At 36.7% G+C, this 18,653-nt stretch carries 16 protein-coding genes; 15 read left to right on the top strand and 1 reads right to left on the bottom strand.

All coding sequences use genetic code 11. The features are described 5' to 3' along the window. Positions 1 to 65 precede the first annotated feature (65 nt). The 5 genes from ACKTTZ_RS05875 to ACKTTZ_RS05895 are packed head-to-tail and all read left to right on the top strand — an operon-like array spanning position 66 to position 6,642. Positions 66 to 3,662 carry an MMPL family transporter gene (locus tag ACKTTZ_RS05875; RefSeq protein ID WP_407847786.1) on the top strand — a complete coding sequence of 1,199 codons (3,597 nt, stop codon included), beginning with the start codon at positions 66 to 68 and terminating at the stop codon, positions 3,660 to 3,662. A gap of 42 nt (positions 3,663 to 3,704) precedes the next feature. Beyond that, positions 3,705 to 4,619 (top strand): hypothetical protein, encoded by a 915-nt coding sequence (locus ACKTTZ_RS05880; RefSeq protein ID WP_034692424.1) that lies wholly within the window; start codon positions 3,705 to 3,707, stop codon positions 4,617 to 4,619. A 1-nt stretch (position 4,620) separates the two neighbouring features. Beyond that, the gene (locus ACKTTZ_RS05885) at positions 4,621 to 5,760 is read left to right on the top strand and encodes a beta-ketoacyl-ACP synthase III (RefSeq protein ID WP_034692426.1); all 1,140 of its coding nucleotides are present in this window, start codon (positions 4,621 to 4,623) and stop codon (positions 5,758 to 5,760) included. Continuing rightward, entirely contained in the window at positions 5,760 to 6,191 is a 432-nt protein-coding gene (locus ACKTTZ_RS05890; RefSeq protein ID WP_129040644.1) for a hypothetical protein, read from the top strand. Before ACKTTZ_RS05885 ends, ACKTTZ_RS05890 begins: the two co-directional genes overlap by 1 nt. 7 nt (positions 6,192 to 6,198) lie before the next feature. Continuing rightward, a complete protein-coding gene (locus tag ACKTTZ_RS05895) occupies positions 6,199 to 6,642 on the top strand; it encodes an ABC transporter permease (RefSeq protein WP_034692429.1) in 444 nt (147 codons plus the stop codon). Between the two features lie 393 nt (positions 6,643 to 7,035). Here the strand turns inward: ACKTTZ_RS05895 and ACKTTZ_RS05900 are convergent, their stop codons facing one another. Next, positions 7,036 to 9,948: a pitrilysin family protein gene (locus ACKTTZ_RS05900; RefSeq protein WP_253317179.1), complete on the bottom strand. Its 2,913-nt coding sequence runs from the start codon at positions 9,946 to 9,948 to the stop codon at positions 7,036 to 7,038. A gap of 360 nt (positions 9,949 to 10,308) precedes the next feature. On the opposite strand from ACKTTZ_RS05900, the gene ACKTTZ_RS05905 reads away from it, so the two are divergent. From ACKTTZ_RS05905 to ACKTTZ_RS05950, 10 genes are all read left to right on the top strand, one after another. After that, complete coding sequence (locus ACKTTZ_RS05905) at positions 10,309 to 10,713, top strand: hypothetical protein (protein ID WP_034692431.1); 405 nt, start codon at positions 10,309 to 10,311, stop codon at positions 10,711 to 10,713. Between the two features lie 60 nt (positions 10,714 to 10,773). Further along, positions 10,774 to 11,769 carry a BtrH N-terminal domain-containing protein gene (locus ACKTTZ_RS05910; RefSeq protein WP_034692802.1) on the top strand — a complete coding sequence of 332 codons (996 nt, stop codon included), beginning with the start codon at positions 10,774 to 10,776 and terminating at the stop codon, positions 11,767 to 11,769. Between the two features lies 1 nt (position 11,770). Then, positions 11,771 to 12,529 carry an ABC transporter ATP-binding protein gene (locus ACKTTZ_RS05915; RefSeq protein ID WP_034692433.1) on the top strand — a complete coding sequence of 253 codons (759 nt, stop codon included), beginning with the start codon at positions 11,771 to 11,773 and terminating at the stop codon, positions 12,527 to 12,529. Then, a complete protein-coding gene (locus ACKTTZ_RS05920; protein ID WP_034692435.1) occupies positions 12,516 to 13,784 on the top strand; it encodes an ABC transporter permease in 1,269 nt (422 codons plus the stop codon). Before ACKTTZ_RS05915 ends, ACKTTZ_RS05920 begins: the two co-directional genes overlap by 14 nt. Next, the gene (locus ACKTTZ_RS05925) at positions 13,774 to 14,202 is read left to right on the top strand and encodes an acyl-CoA thioesterase (protein ID WP_034692436.1); all 429 of its coding nucleotides are present in this window, start codon (positions 13,774 to 13,776) and stop codon (positions 14,200 to 14,202) included. Before ACKTTZ_RS05920 ends, ACKTTZ_RS05925 begins: the two co-directional genes overlap by 11 nt. Then, positions 14,199 to 15,365, top strand: coding sequence for a beta-ketoacyl synthase N-terminal-like domain-containing protein (locus tag ACKTTZ_RS05930; RefSeq protein ID WP_407847792.1), 1,167 nt, complete (start codon positions 14,199 to 14,201; stop codon positions 15,363 to 15,365). Before ACKTTZ_RS05925 ends, ACKTTZ_RS05930 begins: the two co-directional genes overlap by 4 nt. A gap of 10 nt (positions 15,366 to 15,375) precedes the next feature. Then, on the top strand, positions 15,376 to 15,915 hold the full coding sequence (locus tag ACKTTZ_RS05935; RefSeq protein ID WP_081906387.1) for a 3-oxoacyl-ACP synthase: 540 nt from the start codon (positions 15,376 to 15,378) through the stop codon (positions 15,913 to 15,915). Positions 15,916 to 15,990: 75 nt separating this feature from the next. After that, on the top strand, positions 15,991 to 16,248 hold the full coding sequence (locus tag ACKTTZ_RS05940) for a phosphopantetheine-binding protein (protein WP_034692439.1): 258 nt from the start codon (positions 15,991 to 15,993) through the stop codon (positions 16,246 to 16,248). 84 nt (positions 16,249 to 16,332) lie between these two features. Next, on the top strand, positions 16,333 to 17,532 hold the full coding sequence (locus ACKTTZ_RS05945; protein WP_034692441.1) for a beta-ketoacyl-[acyl-carrier-protein] synthase family protein: 1,200 nt from the start codon (positions 16,333 to 16,335) through the stop codon (positions 17,530 to 17,532). After that, a complete protein-coding gene (locus tag ACKTTZ_RS05950; protein WP_407847795.1) occupies positions 17,529 to 18,590 on the top strand; it encodes a beta-ketoacyl synthase N-terminal-like domain-containing protein in 1,062 nt (353 codons plus the stop codon). The genes ACKTTZ_RS05945 and ACKTTZ_RS05950 overlap by 4 nt, the downstream gene beginning before the upstream one ends. The last annotated feature ends 63 nt before the right edge of the window (positions 18,591 to 18,653 follow it).

The raw sequence follows: 18,653 nt of genomic DNA on the forward strand, positions 1-18,653 counted from the left end.
TAAATGCAATGCATCGCTTTTTTATATTTTTATATTATCTGATTTCCAAAAATAAAATCCTGTCTGTGTTTACAGCTTTAGGAATTGCCGCCTTATGCATGTTCTTTGCATCAAAGATCAATTTTGAGGAAGATATCAACCAGATTATTCCTAAAAATGAAAAATCTGATCTTACAGCAAAGGTTCTTAAGCAGCTTAATTTTTCGGATAAGATTATTGTTATTATAGAAAATAAATCCAGTGAAGACAGCTTCCAGCTTTCTGAAACAGCAGATACTTTTCTGAAAAAAATTGAGCCTTTACAGAAATACATCGGCTCTGTTCAGGGCAAAGTGAATGATAATGAAATCTCCGAAACCTTTGATTTTGTCAATCAGAATTTACCTTTATTCCTGAATGAAAATGATTATAAGGAAATTGATCAAAAGCTCCAGAAAGACAGTATTGCTAAACAGGTAGAGAATAATTACATCTCTCTGGTTTCTCCCACAAGCCTTGTCACTAAAGAGTTTATAAAAAAAGATCCTTTGGGGCTTACTTTTTTGGGGATCAAAAAATTAAATGCTTTAAACATCAGTAAAGACTTTAAACTTGAAGACAGCTATATTGTAACTAAAGATGGTAAGAACCTCTTGCTTTTCATTGATCCTAAAAACAAAAGCAACGATACGAAGGCTAATGAGGCATTTGTAGATCAGCTTAATTCCATCAAAGACGGCATCAACAAACAGTTCAAAGGAAAAACAGAGATCAGCTATTTCGGTTCTCCGGTGATTGCTGTGGCCAATGCGAAGCAGATCAAAAAAGATATTCAGAACACAGTGGTTATTTCCATGACGGTTCTTCTGGTTCTACTGATCTATTATTTCAGAAATATTTTTACTCCCATCATTGTTTTTTTACCGACAGTATTTTCTGTACTGCTTGCTTTATTGGTTCTTTATTTTATTAAAGATAAGATTTCGGCAATTTCACTAAGTGTGGGAGCTATTCTGATTGGAATTACCATTGATTATGCCCTGCATATTCTTACCCATTATAAGCACAATAATAATATTGAGGAGCTTTACAAAGAAATTACGCAGCCTATTATATTGAGTAGTGCAACAACAGCCGTTTCATTCTTATGCTTGGTTTTTGTTCGTTCTGAAGCACTGAAAGACTTAGGACTTTTTGCAGCCATTACCGTGATCCTGTCTTCAATCACAGCTTTAATTATCGTTCCTCAGCTTTACAAACCAAAAGAGAAGAGTGAACAGCCCAATACCAACTTTATTGACAAAATCGGATCTTATCCGTACGAGAAAAACAAACCTCTGATTATCGGATGTTCTATTATTATTCTTGCCTGTCTGTTTGGATTCAGGCATGTAGGTTTCAATGAAGATATTGGCGATCTGAATTATATTCCCAAAGAATTAAAAATCAGTGAAGCAAAACTGCAGAAACTTTCTGACATTACTTCAAAATCAATCTACACGATCTCTTATGGGGATTCTGAAGAACAGGCTTTAAGCAGAAATTCTGAACTGAGCAGCTTCCTTGAAAAAGAGAAAAAAGAGGGCAAGATTTTAAGCTATAATTCTATAGGAAGCGTTGTGCTTTCAGAAAAAGACCAACAGAAAAAAATTGAGGAATGGAATCGATTCTGGAATGACCAGAAGAAGAGTCAGACCATTTCCGAGCTGGTCAGCAACGGGAATAAATTCGGTTTCAACAGTTCCGCTTTTGATGGCTTCAATGAAGTTTTGCATAAAAATTATTCCGCATTGAGTCTGAAAGATTATCAAAAAGTAAAAGCGCTTCAGATATCAGAATTCATGAGCAACGAAAATGGTTTCTACACGGTTTCCAATGTGGTAAAAGTAGATGAAAAAAAACGGGATACTTTCATCAGGGATATTGAGAAGAAGCATGATGCCATTGCCATTGACCGCCAGCAGATGAACGAAAATTTTCTGGGCCTGCTGAAGAGAGATTTTAATACGCTCATCAATTATTCACTTTTAGCTATTGTCCTGACGATTATCGTATTCTTCAGAAATTTTGAATTAACAATTCTCACCATGTTTCCGATTGTTTTAACGGGAGTGGTGACAGCCGGAATTCTTTATTTCTTAGGATTGGAATTAAATATTTTCAGTACTGTAGTGTGTACCCTGGTATTTGGAGTCGGAGATGATTTCAGTATTTTCCTGACGCAGGCGATGCAGAAAGAACACACCACAGGAAAGAATGAATTACCAACGTATAGAACATCTATTATTCTTGCCGTTTTCACCACAATACTTTCCATTGGATCATTAATCTTCGCTAAGCATCCTGCATTACACTCCTTAGCGTTAGTTGCCCTGATCGGAATGTTCTCAGTCATTATTATCACTTCTACTCTATATCCTTTCTGGTTCAGATTATTGATTACCAACCGGGCCAAAAAAGGACTTTCTCCGATTACTTTCAGGTTATTTCTGCGGGCAGTGTTCTCGTTTTTATATTATGGATTAGGCGGATTGGTATTTTCTGCTGTCGGAAGCTTATTTATTAAGAATTCAAAGGGAAGAACATTAGATATTATCAAATTAATTCTTGCTAAGTTTTTAACATCTGTACTCTATATTACTCCTTTTGTAAAGAAAAGAGTGATTAAAAATCTGTCCGAAGATTTCAGCAAACCTGCTGTCATTATTGCCAACCATACGTCTTTTCTGGATACACTGGCTATTGCAATGGCTACCCACAAAATTATTTATCTGGTGAATGACTGGGTATACGAGTCTCCTGTTTTTGGAAAACTGGTAAGAGCGTTAGGCTTTTATCCTGTTTCACAGGGAATCGAGAATGGAATGGACAAACTGAAAGAAAAAGTTGAGCAAGGATATTCACTGGTTGTTTTTCCGGAAGCAGAACGTTCTTACACCAATGATGTGAAAAGGTTTCATAAAGGAGCATTTTATCTTGCTGAGCAATTCGGATTGGATATTCTTCCACTTTACATCCACGGAAACTCTGAAGTATTACCGAAAGGAGACTTCATTATCTATAACGGAAGCATTACGGTAAAAGTGGGCAACAGAATCAGCAAAGACGACATGAGTTTTGGTAAAAACTATTCTGAGAGAACAAAGAGGATCAACGCCTATTTCAGAGAAGAATTTGCCAAACTGCGTGAAGAGATTGAGGATGAGAATTACTTTAAAAAGAAATTATTCCTGAGCTATCTGTATAAAGACAGTGAAATGGTAAAAGCAGTAAAAGAAGATTTTAATGCCAATAAATCAGTATATTTCGAACTGAACAAGCATATTTCAAATGATGCCAATATTCTTCATTTGGCTGATGATTTCGGGCAGAAGGATGCATTATTAACTTTATACCAGGCCAGCCGAAGAGTTTTTTCTCTGATTCAGAATGATGAAAAAAGAGCAACAGCAGCACACAGCTATCTGGTAAAAAGAAGAAAGATACAGTATATAAAAGACCTTTCTGAGGTAAACAAAAAGATTGATGTACTCCTGGTCTCCCATGATCGTTTTACATGGAATGATATTCAGGAGCTGCCGGAAACGATCATTTTTGTAAATACAAAAAGTGATTCTTTTGAAAGTGATAATTATGCACTAAAATTTAGTTCTGAATCATTAAAAGTATTTAAAACCAAATAATAAATATGAAAAACATATTTTTGTAAACGCTAAAGAAAACTAATGAAGAAAAATATACTTGTCATATATTATTCACAAACCGGACAACTCGAAGATATCGTGAGAAATATAGCCCAACCTTTTGAAGCTAAAAAGGAGGCTTATGATGTTACGTATTACAACATTCAGCTAAAAGAAGATTTTCCTTTTCCCTGGCCAGGCGATGTCTTTTTCAACACTTTTCCTGAATCTTATCTGCAGATTCCAAAAGAAATACTTCCTCCTTCAGAAGAAATTCTGAACAAAAAGTATGACCTTATCCTGTTTGGGTATCAGGTATGGTATCTCACACCATCCATTCCTATTATTTCTTTCTTAAAGAGTGATTATGCAAAACAAATCCTTAAAGATACTCCTGTGGTTACGATCTCAGGAACCAGAAATATGTGGATGCTTTCCCAGGAAAAATTAAAGGTTTACTTAAGAGATTTACAGGCTAAACTCGTAGGAAATATTGCTTTGGTAGACAGACACGACAATTACACCAGCGTATTAACGATTCTCCGATGGCTTACCACAGGTCAGAAAGAAAAATCAGGAATGCTTCCTGCTGCAGGAGTTTCCGATGAAGAAATCACAGGTTCTGTAAAGTATGGCGAGATTATTGAAAGACATTTTAATAATAACGACCTTAACAGTTTACAACCAGATCTTGTGAAAAACGGAGCGATTGAAATCCGTGCGTTTTTAGTACGCGTAGAAAAGGTAGGAAACAAAATTTTTACAGTATGGTCTAACCTGATTATCAAGAAAAAAGAGAAACGTCCATTGCTGATAAAATTCTTTAAGGTATATTTGATGGCAGCGATATGGATTATCTCACCTGTCGTTTTGGTTTTACACTTGCTTACAACCCCTATATTTTGGTTTAAAAGACAAAAACAAAAAAGATATTTACAAGGAATTAATTTAAAATAGAATGTACGACGTATTTATAACAAAAGCATCAAAATACTTACCCAATGAGCCGGTAGCGAATGATGAAATGGAGACTTATCTTGGGCTTATCAATGATGCGCCATCTAAAGCAAAATCACTTATCCTAAGAAATAATAAAATCACGACAAGATACTACGCTTTAGACAAAGAAGGGAACCCTACCCACTCTAATGCGCAGCTTACTGCAAAAGCAATCGAAGGACTTTTTGACGAAAACTTCAAAAAGGAAGATATGAAATTATTATCTGTAGGAACTACTTCACCGGATCAGATCCAGCCTTCTCACGCTTCTATGGTACATGGTGAACTGAACATCGGAAAATCTATTGAAATTAATACTTCAACAGGGCTTTGCAATTCAGGAATGAATGCGTTAAACTATGGATTCCTTTCTGTAAAGGCCGGTGTACAGGACAACGCCGTATGTGCAGGTTCCGAAAGAATGTCTGCATGGATGACTGCTGACAAATTCAACCACGAGGCTGAAAATTTAAAATTACTGGAAGAAAGACCCATCATTGCTTTCAAAAGAGAATTCCTGAGATGGATGCTTTCTGATGGAGCCGGAGCTTTCCTTTTGGAAAATAAACCGAGAGAAAACAGTACTTCCTTAAAAGTAGAATTCATTGATTTCTATTCTTATGCTCACGAAATTGAGGCATGTATGTATGCAGGATGCGACAAACAGGAAGACGGAAGCCTTAAATCATGGGCAGACTATCCTTCTGACGAATGGTTAAAGGAATCTATTTTTGCCATCAAACAGGATACTAAAATCCTTGATAAATACATCCTTGTAAAAGGAGCAGAAAGTTTAAGATCATCTTTTGATAAACATAATCTGGATCCGGAAAAAATTGACCACGTATTGGCTCACATTTCTTCAGGATACTTTAAAGACGGACTGAAAGAAGAATTTGCTAAAAAAGGAATGGATTTCCCTGCAGAAAAATGGTTCTATAACCTTTCTGAGGTTGGAAACATCGGTGCAGGATCTATATTTATTGCCCTTGAAGAACTGATGAATTCAGGAAAACTAAAAAAGGGAGAAAAAGTACTTCTTTGCGTTCCTGAAAGTGGAAGATTCGCTTATTCATGTGCTCTATTAACCGTTTGCTAATGGAACACAGACTGCCCACATCTGATAAAGATTTTGTAGAAAGTCTTATTCCGCAAAGGTTCCCTTTTGTGATGGTGCATGAATTGTCAGAGTATTCTGAGAACCATCTTCTGTCTGGCTTTGAAATAAAAGAGGATAATCTCTTCATCCAGGACGGATTTTTTCAGGCTTCAGGTTTGATTGAGCACCAGGCACAGAGCGTTGCTCTGCATACAGGATATAAATATTATCTGCTGGGAAAAGATGCACCTACGGGATATATCGGAGCTATCAAGTCTTTTGAAGCCGAAATACTACCTAAAGTGGGAGACCATCTCAAATCTGAAGTTACCATCCTTAATGAAGTAATGGGAGTAACCCTCGTGGATATCGTTACCAAACTGAACGGTGAGGTGATTGCAAAATCTCAAATGAAAACCGCTGTAAAATAAACTGGAAATGGAAATAAAGGAAGAGAATATCATCAATATACACAACTTTTTACCGCATCGCGAACCGATGTTGATGGCAGACTACATTCTGGAGCTGACCAAAGAAAAAGTAGTGACTTCCTTTGAAATCAAAGAAGATAATATATTTGTTCACAACAATGAATTTGCAGAAGCCGGCCTTATTGAAAATATGGCTCAAACCTGCTCTTCTATCCTTGGACAAAGCTTCTTTGAAAATCCTGAAGCCGATACTAAAGTGATTGGATTCATTACCAATATCAAGAAGATTGAGATTTTTGCTCTTCCAAAAGTGAATGACAAAATCATTTCCAAAGCTTCACTTATTTCACAGTTTGAGAACATTTGCCATATTTTCTGTGAAACATTCAATAATGATGAATTATTGATCAGAGCAGAAATTAACCTGTTTATTCAGGAAGTAAAATCGTAAAGATCAATTCAACATAGAATAGAAAAGCTGTACAAAACGTACAGCTTTTTTATTCTCAACCTTACTAAATGAATTTGTGAAAATTTGTGCAATCCATTTGTGCTATTTGTGTTTAAAAAATAGGTTTTGGTTAAAGCCCACTCCTATTGAATTGATTACAATGACTTTACGGAAAAAGGTTCATTTTTCGTTTATTTCCACATTCATCACAACCTTTCAAAACAACTGATAAACAACACATTATAGACTCAAAAACCTCATCATCAGATGAATTATTTCACGTGAAACATTTTATAAATCCGTGAAACTCTGATGGTCAGGGAGAAACAGTTTTAAACGACAAAAAAGCGGAACATTTCTGTCCCGCTTTTATCATTATTTTAAACAAAATAATTAGTATCCGAAGATCTCTTCAAGAGATACTTCCTGGAATTCTCCCATTTTGTTGATAGATTCCATATTCAGATTTTCTTTCTTACCGATGATAGCTGTATTGTATTTTACAGGTTTTACTTCAGTGTTGTAGAATCCTGTAAGCTGTGGCAATGTCAATCCTTGAATTTCAGCGTAAATATCTTTTCTGATATCATAGTCAACCCCTAATTTTTTCAATGCTAACTGATTGAAGAAAATATTTGTTCTGTTGATTCTGTTGGAAGCAATCTGTTTTAAGGCAGAACCTCTGGCATTCTCAAACTGGGCAGGGATTTGTGGTAAAGATACCATTAATTCATTCATTGCATTTACAGCTAAAGGAAGCTTGTTGGATTGTGTTCCGATATAATTTGTCACATAGTTTGCTTTCCCTTTTTCCGAAGCATTTCCATAAGAAACATAGGCCGTATAAGCCAATGACTTACTTTCTCTGATCTCCTGGAAAACGATAGAAGATAATCCTCTTCCGAAATATTCATTGAAAACATTTGCTTTCCCGAAATTACCAAGGTTTACTGTACTTGCTTTTGCTACTTTAGACATTTCCATCTGTACCATGTCATAATTTGTGAAGTATACCTTTCCTTCTGTAGCTGGTTCAGCATATTCTTTGGCTTGTGCCGGCTGAAGGCTTGTATTGGTAATAAATGGCTTCACTGCTTTTTCCAAACCTGACTGATCCTGTCCGTAAAGAAGCACCTGATAAGGATACTGGTTCAGTGTTTTCACTTTCTTCATCAATTCTACAGCGTCAATACTCTCAAGACGATCTTTGGAAACGATGTCGGTCATTCTTGAGTTTTTACCATATTTAGCATAGTTTGAAAGAGCCGCCATAATTCTCACTTTATCTTTCTTCGCAGCAGCTCTGGATTCAAGAATGGTTTTTACCGTTTGAGCATAAACCGCCTTATCAGCTTTTACATTCGTCATCCAGTGGTTCATCAGCTCTGTAGCTTTCTTCATATTACTTTCAAGACCGCTTAATGTAATAATCATCTGGTCATTGGAAGTTCTCAGGCTATAGCTGATTCCCAGTTTAAAAAATTCTTCTTTCAGCTGTTCCGGAGTGTATTTATCGGTTCCAAGATATTCAAAAAGAGTTCCTGCAATAGAAAGTTCTTTATCATTATCTGTTCCGAAAGGGAAGATATAACTGATTTGAGCAACCTCATTATATTTATTCTTCACAAAGCTTATCGTCTTATCTTTGATCTTTGAAGTCTGAATGGCTGTTTTAAAATCAATAAATTCAGGCTTACTTTCCGGCACTTTTGTATTCAGAATATCTTTAAGGAAAGGAGACTGAGCTTCTCTGTTCAGTTTAATTGGGGTAATTCCAGGGTTCTGTACACGTACAAGTTTATCATTCACTCCTTTTTCTTTATAAATAACAACATAATTATCCTTAAAGAATTCGTTAGCAAACTTCACTACGTCAGCTTTTGTGATCTTATCATACTGATTGATCTCATCAAGCTCCTGTTCCCATGTTCTTACATTGATATAAGAATCATACAATTCAGTCGCTAATCCGTCAGCTGTTTCCCAGCTTTTCATACGCTGAACTTTTTTATCATTTACGATAGCTTTCAGTATCCAGTCCGGGAACTGTCCTTTTTTAACAAGATCCAACTGATCCATCAGCAATTTTTTAGCTTCATCAAAGCTTTGTCCCTCTTTAGGTGTTACTACCAGTCCAAATGTACCGTACATTTTGTAAGGAGATTCATACGCTCCCGCTCCAAGCGTTTTTTGCTTTTGATTAATATTAAGGTCAATTAATCCAGCATCTCCTCTGTTACTTAAAATTTCAGATACTACATCTGCCAGTCTTGCTTCCTGAGTTCCATAAGAATCTGTTCTCCATGCAATGGTCATTCTCGGTGTAGTAGGACTTTTTACCGTTCTGGTAACAATGCTGGTCATTGGTTCTTCCGTAACCATCTTTTTCATCGGAAGCTCTTTGTATTTGAATGCTCCGAAATATTGGTCAACTAATTTTATAGTTTTGTCATAATCCAGATCTCCAACCAATACTACAGCCATGTTATTAGGCACATAATACGTGTCAAAATACTTGTGAATCGCTTCCATAGAAGGACTCTTCAAATGTTCTGAAGTTCCTATTGTTGTCTGCTGTCCGTTCGGGTGTTTTGGGAAAAGAGCCTGCATCAATGAATAGAATACAAGACGGCTGTCGTTATCCTGAGCTCTGTTATATTCCTCATATACCGCTTCAAGCTCGGTGTGGAAAAGACGTAGTACCAACTCTGAAAAACGCTCTTTCTCCACCTTTAACCACTTTTCCAATTCATTAGAAGGAATATTGTTTTTATACACCGTTTCATCCAAAGATGTATGAGCATTCGTTCCTGTAGCTCCTAATGAAGAAATTGCTTTATCATATTCATTAGCGATGGCATATTTGGAGGCTTCCTGAGAAACTTCGTCAATTTTTTTATAAAGTTCTTTCTTTTTTTCAGGATCTTTCTCTGCTTTATGCTGTTCATAAAGATCGGAGATCTGCTGTAGCAAAACTTTTTCCTTTGCCCAGTCCTGAGTTCCAAGATGTGAAGTTCCCTTGAAAACCATATGCTCCAGATAGTGAGCTAATCCGGTGTTATCACTCGGGTCATTATTTGATCCTGTTCTTACCGGAATATAAGTCTGAATTCTTGGAGCATCCTCATTTTTTGCCAGATAAACCTTCAATCCGTTTTTCAGTGTATACACACGCACTCCGGCCTGGTCATTCTTTACCGTTTCATAAGAATACCCTTGAGCATCCGTCTGCTTTTGAGTCTCAAATTTTTGTGCCATTGCGCTGATCATACAGAAAAGCGAAACCGAAATAAAAATCTTTTTCATAGTAGTTATTTAATATTATTTTTCAATCCAAATTTCCACCCATTAGTCTTATTTATATAAACACTTGTTACAAAAGAACTGTTACAAGCAGAAACAATAAGCTTTAAAGGATTCTTTTAAGATTCTTTTATAGAAGATTAGTTAAAAGGAACCTTCCCAACAGGGAAAAATAAAAAATGGTTTATATTACTATTTGGGAGATTTATTGATGATACTGTCTCTATTTCACTGTAATAACTCCCTCAGATTTAATATGATTTACATATAATGTATTTTCACTATTTTAGCCACCTGATTAAAAGAATCAGAAACAGGTGAACTCTATTTCACCTGAAATCTAAAAAAATGAACATTATTTAGATGAAAAAACAAGACCTGCCTCAAGACGAAAGTAACCTGAAATCCGCCAACATGACTGAAGTTCTGTATGTGACGGATGAGAACGACAACTACACGACAGCAAACAGTACAGGCTGGGATGCCAAGAAAGCTGCTCTGGATGAATCTATGGAACTTATTTATGAGAGAATTGAGGAAGCAAAGCAAAATGTAGCCAACAATATAGCAAGCCCTATTGCTTATTATATGGAACTGAATAAAATGGATCTGGGAGTCCTTGCTTCTTATGTAGGAATGTGGCAATGGAGGGTGAAAAGACATTTTAAACCCAAAATATTCAAAACACTAAGTGAAAATGCACTGAAAAAATATGCCGATGCATTCGGTATTTCAGTGGATGAATTAAAAAACTTCAACGGAAAATAAATGAAATGGGCAAGAAACAATGCACTTTCCATTTGACCAATGAAAAGATACAATCAGCAAATGAAATTAAACTTTGAACACCATCAGACTGCGCATTGCGAAAACGGTGTTGCTTCTAATCTACTGCTTAATAAAGGACTGAAACTAAGCGAACCTATGATCTTCGGGATTGGTTCCGGACTGTTTTTCGTCTATCTTCCTTTTTTAAAGGTGAATTTTGCTCCGGGCTTCAGCTATCGCCCAATGCCGGGTGCTATTTTCAGTAAAGCAGCCAAAAGATTAGGAATTAAAATCAAAAGAGAAAAATTCTCAAATCCTCAAGATGCCCAAAAAGCTCTTGAAAGAAATCTGGAACAAAATATTCCTACAGGACTTCAGGTGGGCGTTTTCAACCTTACCTATTTCCCTGAAGAATACAAATTCCACTTCAATGCCCATAACCTTGTGGTATACGGAAAAGAAGACGGAAATTTCCTGATCAGTGATCCGGTAATGGATTATACCACTTCCCTTTCCGAAGCAGAACTGGAAAAAGTGCGATATGCAAAAGGAGCACTTCCTCCAAAAGGACATATGTACTACCCTATTTATGTCCCGGAAAATGTGAATCTTGAAGAGGCCATAAAAAAAGGAATCAAGGATACCTGCAAAAATATGCTGGCGCCTGTACCACTTATCGGAGTAAAAGCCATGAGATGGGTAGCCAGAAGCATCCCGAAATGGGCAGATAAAAAAGGTACAAAAGTGACCAACCATTATTTGGGACAATTGATCAGAATGCAGGAAGAAATTGGAACCGGAGGCGGAGGCTTCAGATTTATCTATGGTGCATTTCTTCAGGAAGCAGCAGTTATTCTTAAAAATGATGAACTTAAGGAATTATCAAAAGAAATCACTTCTATTGGTGACCTTTGGAGAGACTTTGCCGTGGATATTGCCCGTGTTTATAAAAACAGAAACTCCAAAAGCAATATCTATAACGAACTTTCAAAAACGATGCTGCACATTGCAGATCTGGAAGAAGCTTTCTATAAAAAACTAAGAAAAGCGATCTGATATGGCAGAAAATATGATTGAGATCAAAAACTTATACAAGAAATACAAAAATTCTGATGAGTTTTCTGTAAATGATATTTCTTTGAGCATCAGCAAAAATGAAATCTATGGAATTCTCGGCCCCAACGGAGCTGGGAAAACTACATTGATTTCAATGCTTTCAGGATTGATAAAACCTACTTCCGGACAATTTACCATCAATGGTTTATCTCCACAGAAAGATGGTTTTAAAATCAGGCAGATTATCGGAATTGTTCCTCAGGAATATGCCTTATATCCAACGCTTACTGCAAAAGAAAATCTTATGTTCTTCGGAAGCCTTTATGGTTTGAAACATAATCAGCTTCAAAAAGCCATTGATGAATCTCTGGAAATCATGGGACTTTCAAAATTTGCCAACAAGCAGGTAGGACAATTTTCAGGAGGGATGAAACGACGCTGCAACCTCATCGCAGGAACCCTTCACAACCCTAAAGTTCTCTTTCTGGATGAACCGACTGTAGGTGTGGATGTTCAGTCTAAAAAAGCAATTATTGATTATCTTCTGGATTTAAATAAACAGGGAACCTGCATTATTTATACTTCCCATCACCTTTCTGAGGCAGAAGAGTTCTGTACAAAAATTGCCATCATCGATCATGGAAAAATTCATGCTGTAGGAACGCCTGAAGAACTTGTTTCACAGATTGCCAATGCCGAAAACCTGGAAGACGTTTTCATTTCATTAACCGGAAAAGAATTAAGAGATGTTGTTGTATAAACTGTGGAGAAGTTTTATTAAGGAAATTCTTCTACTGAAAAGAGATATCGGAGGAATTGTCATCATCTTTGTGATGCCTTTGCTTTTGATTGTAACTATTACCCTTATTCAGGATTCTACCTTTAAAAACCTTGAAGGCTCAAAAATCCCAATTATTTTTATTGATCAGGACAAATCTGAAGTTTCAAAAAATATAAAAGCAGAACTGGAAAACAGCAAAACATTCCAGCTGCTGACCAACTTCAACGAAAAATCGGCTCAGGATGCTGTTTTTTCTGGAGATTATCAGATGGCGATTGTCATCCCCGAAAACTTAACGAAAGATTTAAATTCCAATATTGATTCTAAAGTTCAGACCATAGTAAGTTCATTCGGACTGGAAGGTGATTCTGCAAAAGTAAAAACAGCAGCTCCTAAAGCAAAAGAAATTCACTTATATTTTGATCCTGCTACCAATGCCGGATTCAAAAATTCTGTGATGAATTCTGTGAATAAAATGGTTTTTGAGATTGAAAATAAAAAGATCTACAAAGCATTTCAGGATCAGCTGGGAACTACGGAGAATCTTGACGAAAATAAAAACCTGATCAGCTTTAAAGAAATCACACCCAAGAAAGGAGAGATGGATGTAATGCCGAATTCTGTTCAGCATAACGTTCCTGCATGGACTCTTTTTGCCATCTTCTTTATTGTAGTCCCTTTATCCATCAATCTGGTAAAAGAAAAAAGCCAGGGAACGAGTGTAAGAGCAAGAATAAGCCCTACTCCTTATTTTGTCCATATTTTAGGAAAAACCTTTACCTACCTTATCATCTGTCTTATTCAGTTTTTACTGATGGTTGCCGTAGGAATTTATCTTTTCCCTTATATGGATCTTCCGGCTTTTGATGTATCAGGAAAAATGTTCCAGCTTGTGACAGTTACCCTGTTTGCAGGATTGGCAGCTATTGGATTTGGAGTTTTATTAGGAACTATAGCCGATACACAGGAACAGTCTGCTCCATTTGGAGCGACGTCTGTAGTTGTTTTGGCAGCCATTGGCGGAATCTGGGTTCCTGTATTTTTAATGCCGGAATTCATGCAGACCGTAGCCAAATTCTCTCCTATGAACTGGGGACTGAATGCCTATTACGATATTATTTTAAGAAACAGCGGAATTGGCGGAATTGCCAAAGAACTGTTTTTCCTTTTCTTATTTTATATTGCTACTGTAGCTATTTCCATTTTTTACGAAAAAAAACAAAATGCAGTCTAAAGAAAACATATTAACCTGTACCGAAGAAGTAAGAGTACGCTTCAATGAAACAGATCCTCTGGGAATTGTCTGGCATGGACATTATATCGTGTATTTTGAAGACGGAAGAGAAGCTTTCGGTCGTCTGCACGGTCTTACTTATCTTGATATTCAGAATGCAGGATTTGTAACACCTATCGTAAAAAGTACCTGCGAACATTTTCTTCCTTTAAAATATGGAGAAACATTCAAAATTGTGACTACTTTTATCAATTCTGTTTCTGCTAAGCTTATTTACAGATATGAGCTTTTCAATCAGGAAGATCAACTGGTATGCAGCGGTGAAACCATTCAGGTTTTTCTTGACAGTAACGGCAGCTTATGCCTGTACAATCCGGAGTTTTTTCAAACCTGGAAAGATAAAATGGGTTTATCATGAGCAAGGAAATTTATATCACAGACTACAATTGTGTAACTCCTTTAGGTTTCACTATTGATTCCAACTGGAATGCCCTGTTAAAAGGACAGTCGGGAGTTGCTTTACATAAAATTATAGACAATCAGGATGCTTTTTATGCTTCTATGATTGATTCTGATAAACTGAATGAAGAATTCGATAGATACTTCGACTCCGCTCAGAATGACATTCCTAATTTTACAAGACTGGAGAAGATGCTTCTTTTAAGCTTACAGCCTCTTGTTGGGAAACATTCTATATCAGAAGACACGGCTTTTATCCTTTCCACAACAAAAGGAAATATCAGCCTGTTAAAAAACCAGTCCGAATTACCGGAAGGCGTTTATTTATCAAAATTAGCAGAAAAAATTGCTAACTACTTTGGATTTAAAACGAAACCGATTATCGTTTCCAATGCCTGCGTTTCAGGGGTAATGGCAATTTCTGTTGCCAAAAACATGATTCAGGCCGGAAAATATAAAGATGCCTTTGTCATTGCCGGGGATGAGCTTTCTGAATTTGTTATTTCAGGATTTAACTCATTTCAGGCCATTGGCTCCGGACCTTGCAAACCTTATGATAAAACCAGGGACGGTATCAATATCGGTGAAGCAGCAGCCGCAGTCTATATAACCAGCTGTCATTCTGACGAAGGAAGAATCCCAAAAACCGAAAAATTTAAATTTAAAGTACTGGGAGATTCTGCAGTCAATGATGCCAATCATATTTCCGGGCCTTCAAGAACAGGTGACGGTTTATATGCCAGTATCAGAAATGCAATGACTGAAGCGAATGTTTCTCCGGAACAAATCGATTTTATTTCTGCCCACGGAACAGCTACTTTATATAACGACGAAATGGAAGCCATTGCCTTCAATAGAATGGATCTTCAGAATATTCCGCTCAACAGTATGAAAGGATATTACGGCCATTGCCTTGGTGCATCCGGACTTCTGGAAAGTATTATTTCTATGGAAGGAGCTCTTAACAGCACTTTGCTTCCTTCAAAGAATTTTGAGGAAACAGGAGTAACCCAGCCTTTGAATATCATCAGAGAAAACAAATCTGCAGAAATTAAATATATTCTAAAGACCGCTTCCGGTTTTGGTGGATGTAATGCAGCTGTTGTGCTGGAAAAATGTTAAACTGAACGTGATGAAGAAAATAAACAGTTGTACCATAGAACATTCAAAAATAACCGTTGACGGGAATATAATTTTTGAGAGTCAAAGCGAAACCTTTCAGGAATTTGCCAAAGAAGCTTATAAAAATTTAGAACTCAGCTATCCAAAGTTTCATAAAATGGATAACCTGAGTAAACTGGCTTTTCTTTCCGCTGAAACCATCTTGAAAGACGAAGATCACAGCAGAACAGCCATTGTTTTTGCCAACAGATCTTCCAGTCTGGATACCGATTTCAAATACCAGGAAAGCATCAATGATCAGAATAACTTCTATCCAAGTCCTGCCGTTTTTGTCTATACTCTACCCAATATCTGTGTAGGCGAAATAAGCATTAAGCACAAAATGCAGACAGAAAATGCTTTTTTCGTGCTGGATGATTTTGATGAAAAATTTTTGAATGACTATTCTGAACAGATTCTTCTATCCGGAAAAGCCGACAAAGTATTGTGTGGCTGGGTGGAATTGTATCAGGAAAATTACAAAGCTTTTGTATATTTGCTAACCTTATAAAAATGTAACAATATAACAGTGCAATGATGTAATGATCTTCATGATATGCTGAAACACTGATAAACCAACTTAATTATGGAAAACTTAAAAACAGAATTGAAACACAAAATTATTGAAGTTCTTAACCTTGAAGATGTATCTGTAGAAGAAATCAAAGATACGGATCCGTTATTCGGAGGAGGATTAGGATTAGATTCTATCGACGCTTTGGAACTGATCGTTCTTCTTGATAAAGACTACGGAATAAAATTAGCTGATCCTAAGAAAGGAAAGGAAATTTTCCAGTCTATCGATACAATGGCAAAATTCATCGAGGACAACAGAACAAAATAAATTAATATAACAATCTAACAGTGTAACAATGTAGCAATTATTGGTAAATTATTCGATTGCTACATTGTTACATTATTGAATACCATGAGTCAAAAAATTGCCATAACGGGAATGGGCATCATTTCCTCCATCGGAAACAATGTGGAGGAAAATTTTATTTCATTGCAATCCGGAAAACATGGAATTTCAGATATCGAAATGTTTGAAACCCGTCATGCCGGAGCCATTAAAACAGGTGAAATAAAATTATCTAATGAAGAACTTGTACAGCAGCTTCAGCTTGATGAAGACAATAATGTGACAAGAACGTCTTTACTGGGAATGATCGCTGCGAAAGAAGCTGTAGAAAGTGCAGGAATTTCAGATATCAATGGTTACAGAACCGGACTGATCTCTTCTACAAGTGTAGGAGGAATGGATATCACTGAAAAATACTTCTACTCTTACGAAGACTTTCCTGAAAAGCAAAAATATATTGACGCCCACGATGCCGGAAATTCCTCATTGGCTATTGCCGATTATCTGGGATTAAAGGGTATGGTTTCTACCATCAGCACAGCCTGTTCATCTGCAGCCAATGCCATTATGATGGGCGCTAAACTGATTAAAAACGGAGTTTTGGATCGTGTGATTGTCGGAGGAACAGATTCTCTTTCAAAATTTACTTTGAATGGTTTCAATACGCTGATGATTCTTACGGATTCTTACAACACTCCTTTTGACAACGACAGAAAAGGACTTAATCTTGGGGAAGCTGCCGCTTTCTTAGTCCTTGAATCTGAAGAAATGGTCAAAAAAGAAAATAAAAAAGTTCTGGCTTATCTTTCCGGATATGGAAATGCCAATGATGCACACCATCAGACTGCTTCTTCAGAAAACGGACAGGGTGCATTTCTAGCCATGCAGCAAGCCCTGAAAATTTCCGGATTGGAAAAAGAAAATATAGATTATATCAACGTTCACGGAACGGCTACTCCCAACAATGATTTATCTGAGGGAATTGCCATGATAAGAATCTTCGGAGAAAACAAAGTTCCTGAATTCAGCTCTACGAAAGCGTTTACAGGACATACTTTAGCAGCTGCGGCAGGAATTGAAGCTGTATTTTCAATTTTAGCCATGCAACACAGCGTGATCTTCCCGAACCTGAATTTTAAAACAAAAATGGAAGAGTTCGACCTTACTCCTGTGACCGAACTGAAAGAGAAAAACATTGATAATGTACTTTCTAACTCATTTGGATTCGGAGGAAACTGTTCAACCTTAATTTTCTCAAAATCATGAGTACAGTATACATCAACAGTGCATCCTGTATCTCAGTTCAGGACACTTTAAACGAAAATATTCTTCAAAACCTTACGTCTGAGAGTTCTTCAAACATCATTAAAGCGATAGAACCTAATTACAAAGAGTTCATTCCACCTGCAATGATCAGAAGAATGTCTAAAACAGTGAAAATGAGCTCCGTAGCATCTCATTACGCATTGAAGGAAGCTGGAATTGAAAAGCCGGATGCCATCATTGTAGGAACCGGAATGGGTTGCTCCCAGGATTCTGAAAAATTCCTGAAAAACGTGATTGATAATCATGAAGAGTTTCTTACACCGACCTTTTTTATCCAGTCTACCCACAACACAGTAGCAGGACAGATTGCGCTAGGATTACAGTGCCATGCGTATAACTTCACGTATGTAAATACTTCTTCTTCACTGGAGTTTTCATTACTGGATGCCCAGCTCCAGATCAATGACGGAGAAGCAGAAAATGTTCTGGTAGGTTCCACGGATGAACAGACAGACAGAACAATGGAGCTTTACTGCTTAAATAATACGATCAAAAAAGAAACAGATCTTCCCACTGATTATTTAAACTCTACGACTAATGGAGTGATTTGGGGTGAAGGTGCCAGCTTTTTTGTGGTAGGAAAAGATAAGACTGAAAACTCTTACGCTAAGCTTAAGAATATCCAAATCAGTAATAAGGTTGAATTAAATGAGGTAAAGGATTTTATCCAGAATTTCTTAACTCAAAACAATCTTTCCAGCAAGGATATTGATGCTGTTATTTTAGGATTCAGCGGAGATGCAAAGTCAGATATGTATTATACAGAAGCCATGAATATGTTTCCGGATTCAGCACAGCTGTATTACAAACATTTGAGTGGTGAATTCAATACGGCAAGTGGTTTTTCAACATTTATAGCCTGCCATATTTTGAAGGAACAGCAGATTCCGGACATCATGATGATCAATTCTATGAAAAAAGAAAACGTGAAGAATATACTTCTTTACAACCATCTGGGAGGTGATGATCACAGTTTGGTATTACTGGAAAAGGCTTAATTAAAGAGAAGTAATAAAAACAGTGCTGCTGTCATTCTGACGAAGGAAGAATCTCTGCTTTTA

The organism is Chryseobacterium sp. KCF3-3 (assembly GCF_045865955.1).
In the GTDB taxonomy this organism is placed as follows: domain Bacteria; phylum Bacteroidota; class Bacteroidia; order Flavobacteriales; family Weeksellaceae; genus Chryseobacterium.

Excerpts from the sequence above, each read along its gene's own strand:
- ACKTTZ_RS05880 (WP_034692424.1), top strand. The coding sequence starts at position 3,705 with ATGAAGAAAAATATACTTGTCATATATTATTCACAAACCGGACAACTC.
- ACKTTZ_RS05885 (WP_034692426.1), top strand. The coding sequence starts at position 4,621 with ATGTACGACGTATTTATAACAAAAGCATCAAAATACTTACCCAATGAG.
- ACKTTZ_RS05890 (WP_129040644.1), top strand. The coding sequence starts at position 5,760 with ATGGAACACAGACTGCCCACATCTGATAAAGATTTTGTAGAAAGTCTT.
- ACKTTZ_RS05895 (WP_034692429.1), top strand. The coding sequence starts at position 6,199 with ATGGAAATAAAGGAAGAGAATATCATCAATATACACAACTTTTTACCG.
- ACKTTZ_RS05900 (WP_253317179.1), bottom strand. The coding sequence starts at position 9,948 with ATGAAAAAGATTTTTATTTCGGTTTCGCTTTTCTGTATGATCAGCGCA.
- ACKTTZ_RS05905 (WP_034692431.1), top strand. The coding sequence starts at position 10,309 with ATGAAAAAACAAGACCTGCCTCAAGACGAAAGTAACCTGAAATCCGCC.
- ACKTTZ_RS05910 (WP_034692802.1), top strand. The coding sequence starts at position 10,774 with ATGAAATTAAACTTTGAACACCATCAGACTGCGCATTGCGAAAACGGT.
- ACKTTZ_RS05915 (WP_034692433.1), top strand. The coding sequence starts at position 11,771 with ATGGCAGAAAATATGATTGAGATCAAAAACTTATACAAGAAATACAAA.
- ACKTTZ_RS05920 (WP_034692435.1), top strand. The coding sequence starts at position 12,516 with ATGTTGTTGTATAAACTGTGGAGAAGTTTTATTAAGGAAATTCTTCTA.
- ACKTTZ_RS05925 (WP_034692436.1), top strand. The coding sequence starts at position 13,774 with ATGCAGTCTAAAGAAAACATATTAACCTGTACCGAAGAAGTAAGAGTA.
- ACKTTZ_RS05930 (WP_407847792.1), top strand. The coding sequence starts at position 14,199 with ATGAGCAAGGAAATTTATATCACAGACTACAATTGTGTAACTCCTTTA.
- ACKTTZ_RS05935 (WP_081906387.1), top strand. The coding sequence starts at position 15,376 with ATGAAGAAAATAAACAGTTGTACCATAGAACATTCAAAAATAACCGTT.
- ACKTTZ_RS05940 (WP_034692439.1), top strand. The coding sequence starts at position 15,991 with ATGGAAAACTTAAAAACAGAATTGAAACACAAAATTATTGAAGTTCTT.
- ACKTTZ_RS05945 (WP_034692441.1), top strand. The coding sequence starts at position 16,333 with ATGAGTCAAAAAATTGCCATAACGGGAATGGGCATCATTTCCTCCATC.
- ACKTTZ_RS05950 (WP_407847795.1), top strand. The coding sequence starts at position 17,529 with ATGAGTACAGTATACATCAACAGTGCATCCTGTATCTCAGTTCAGGAC.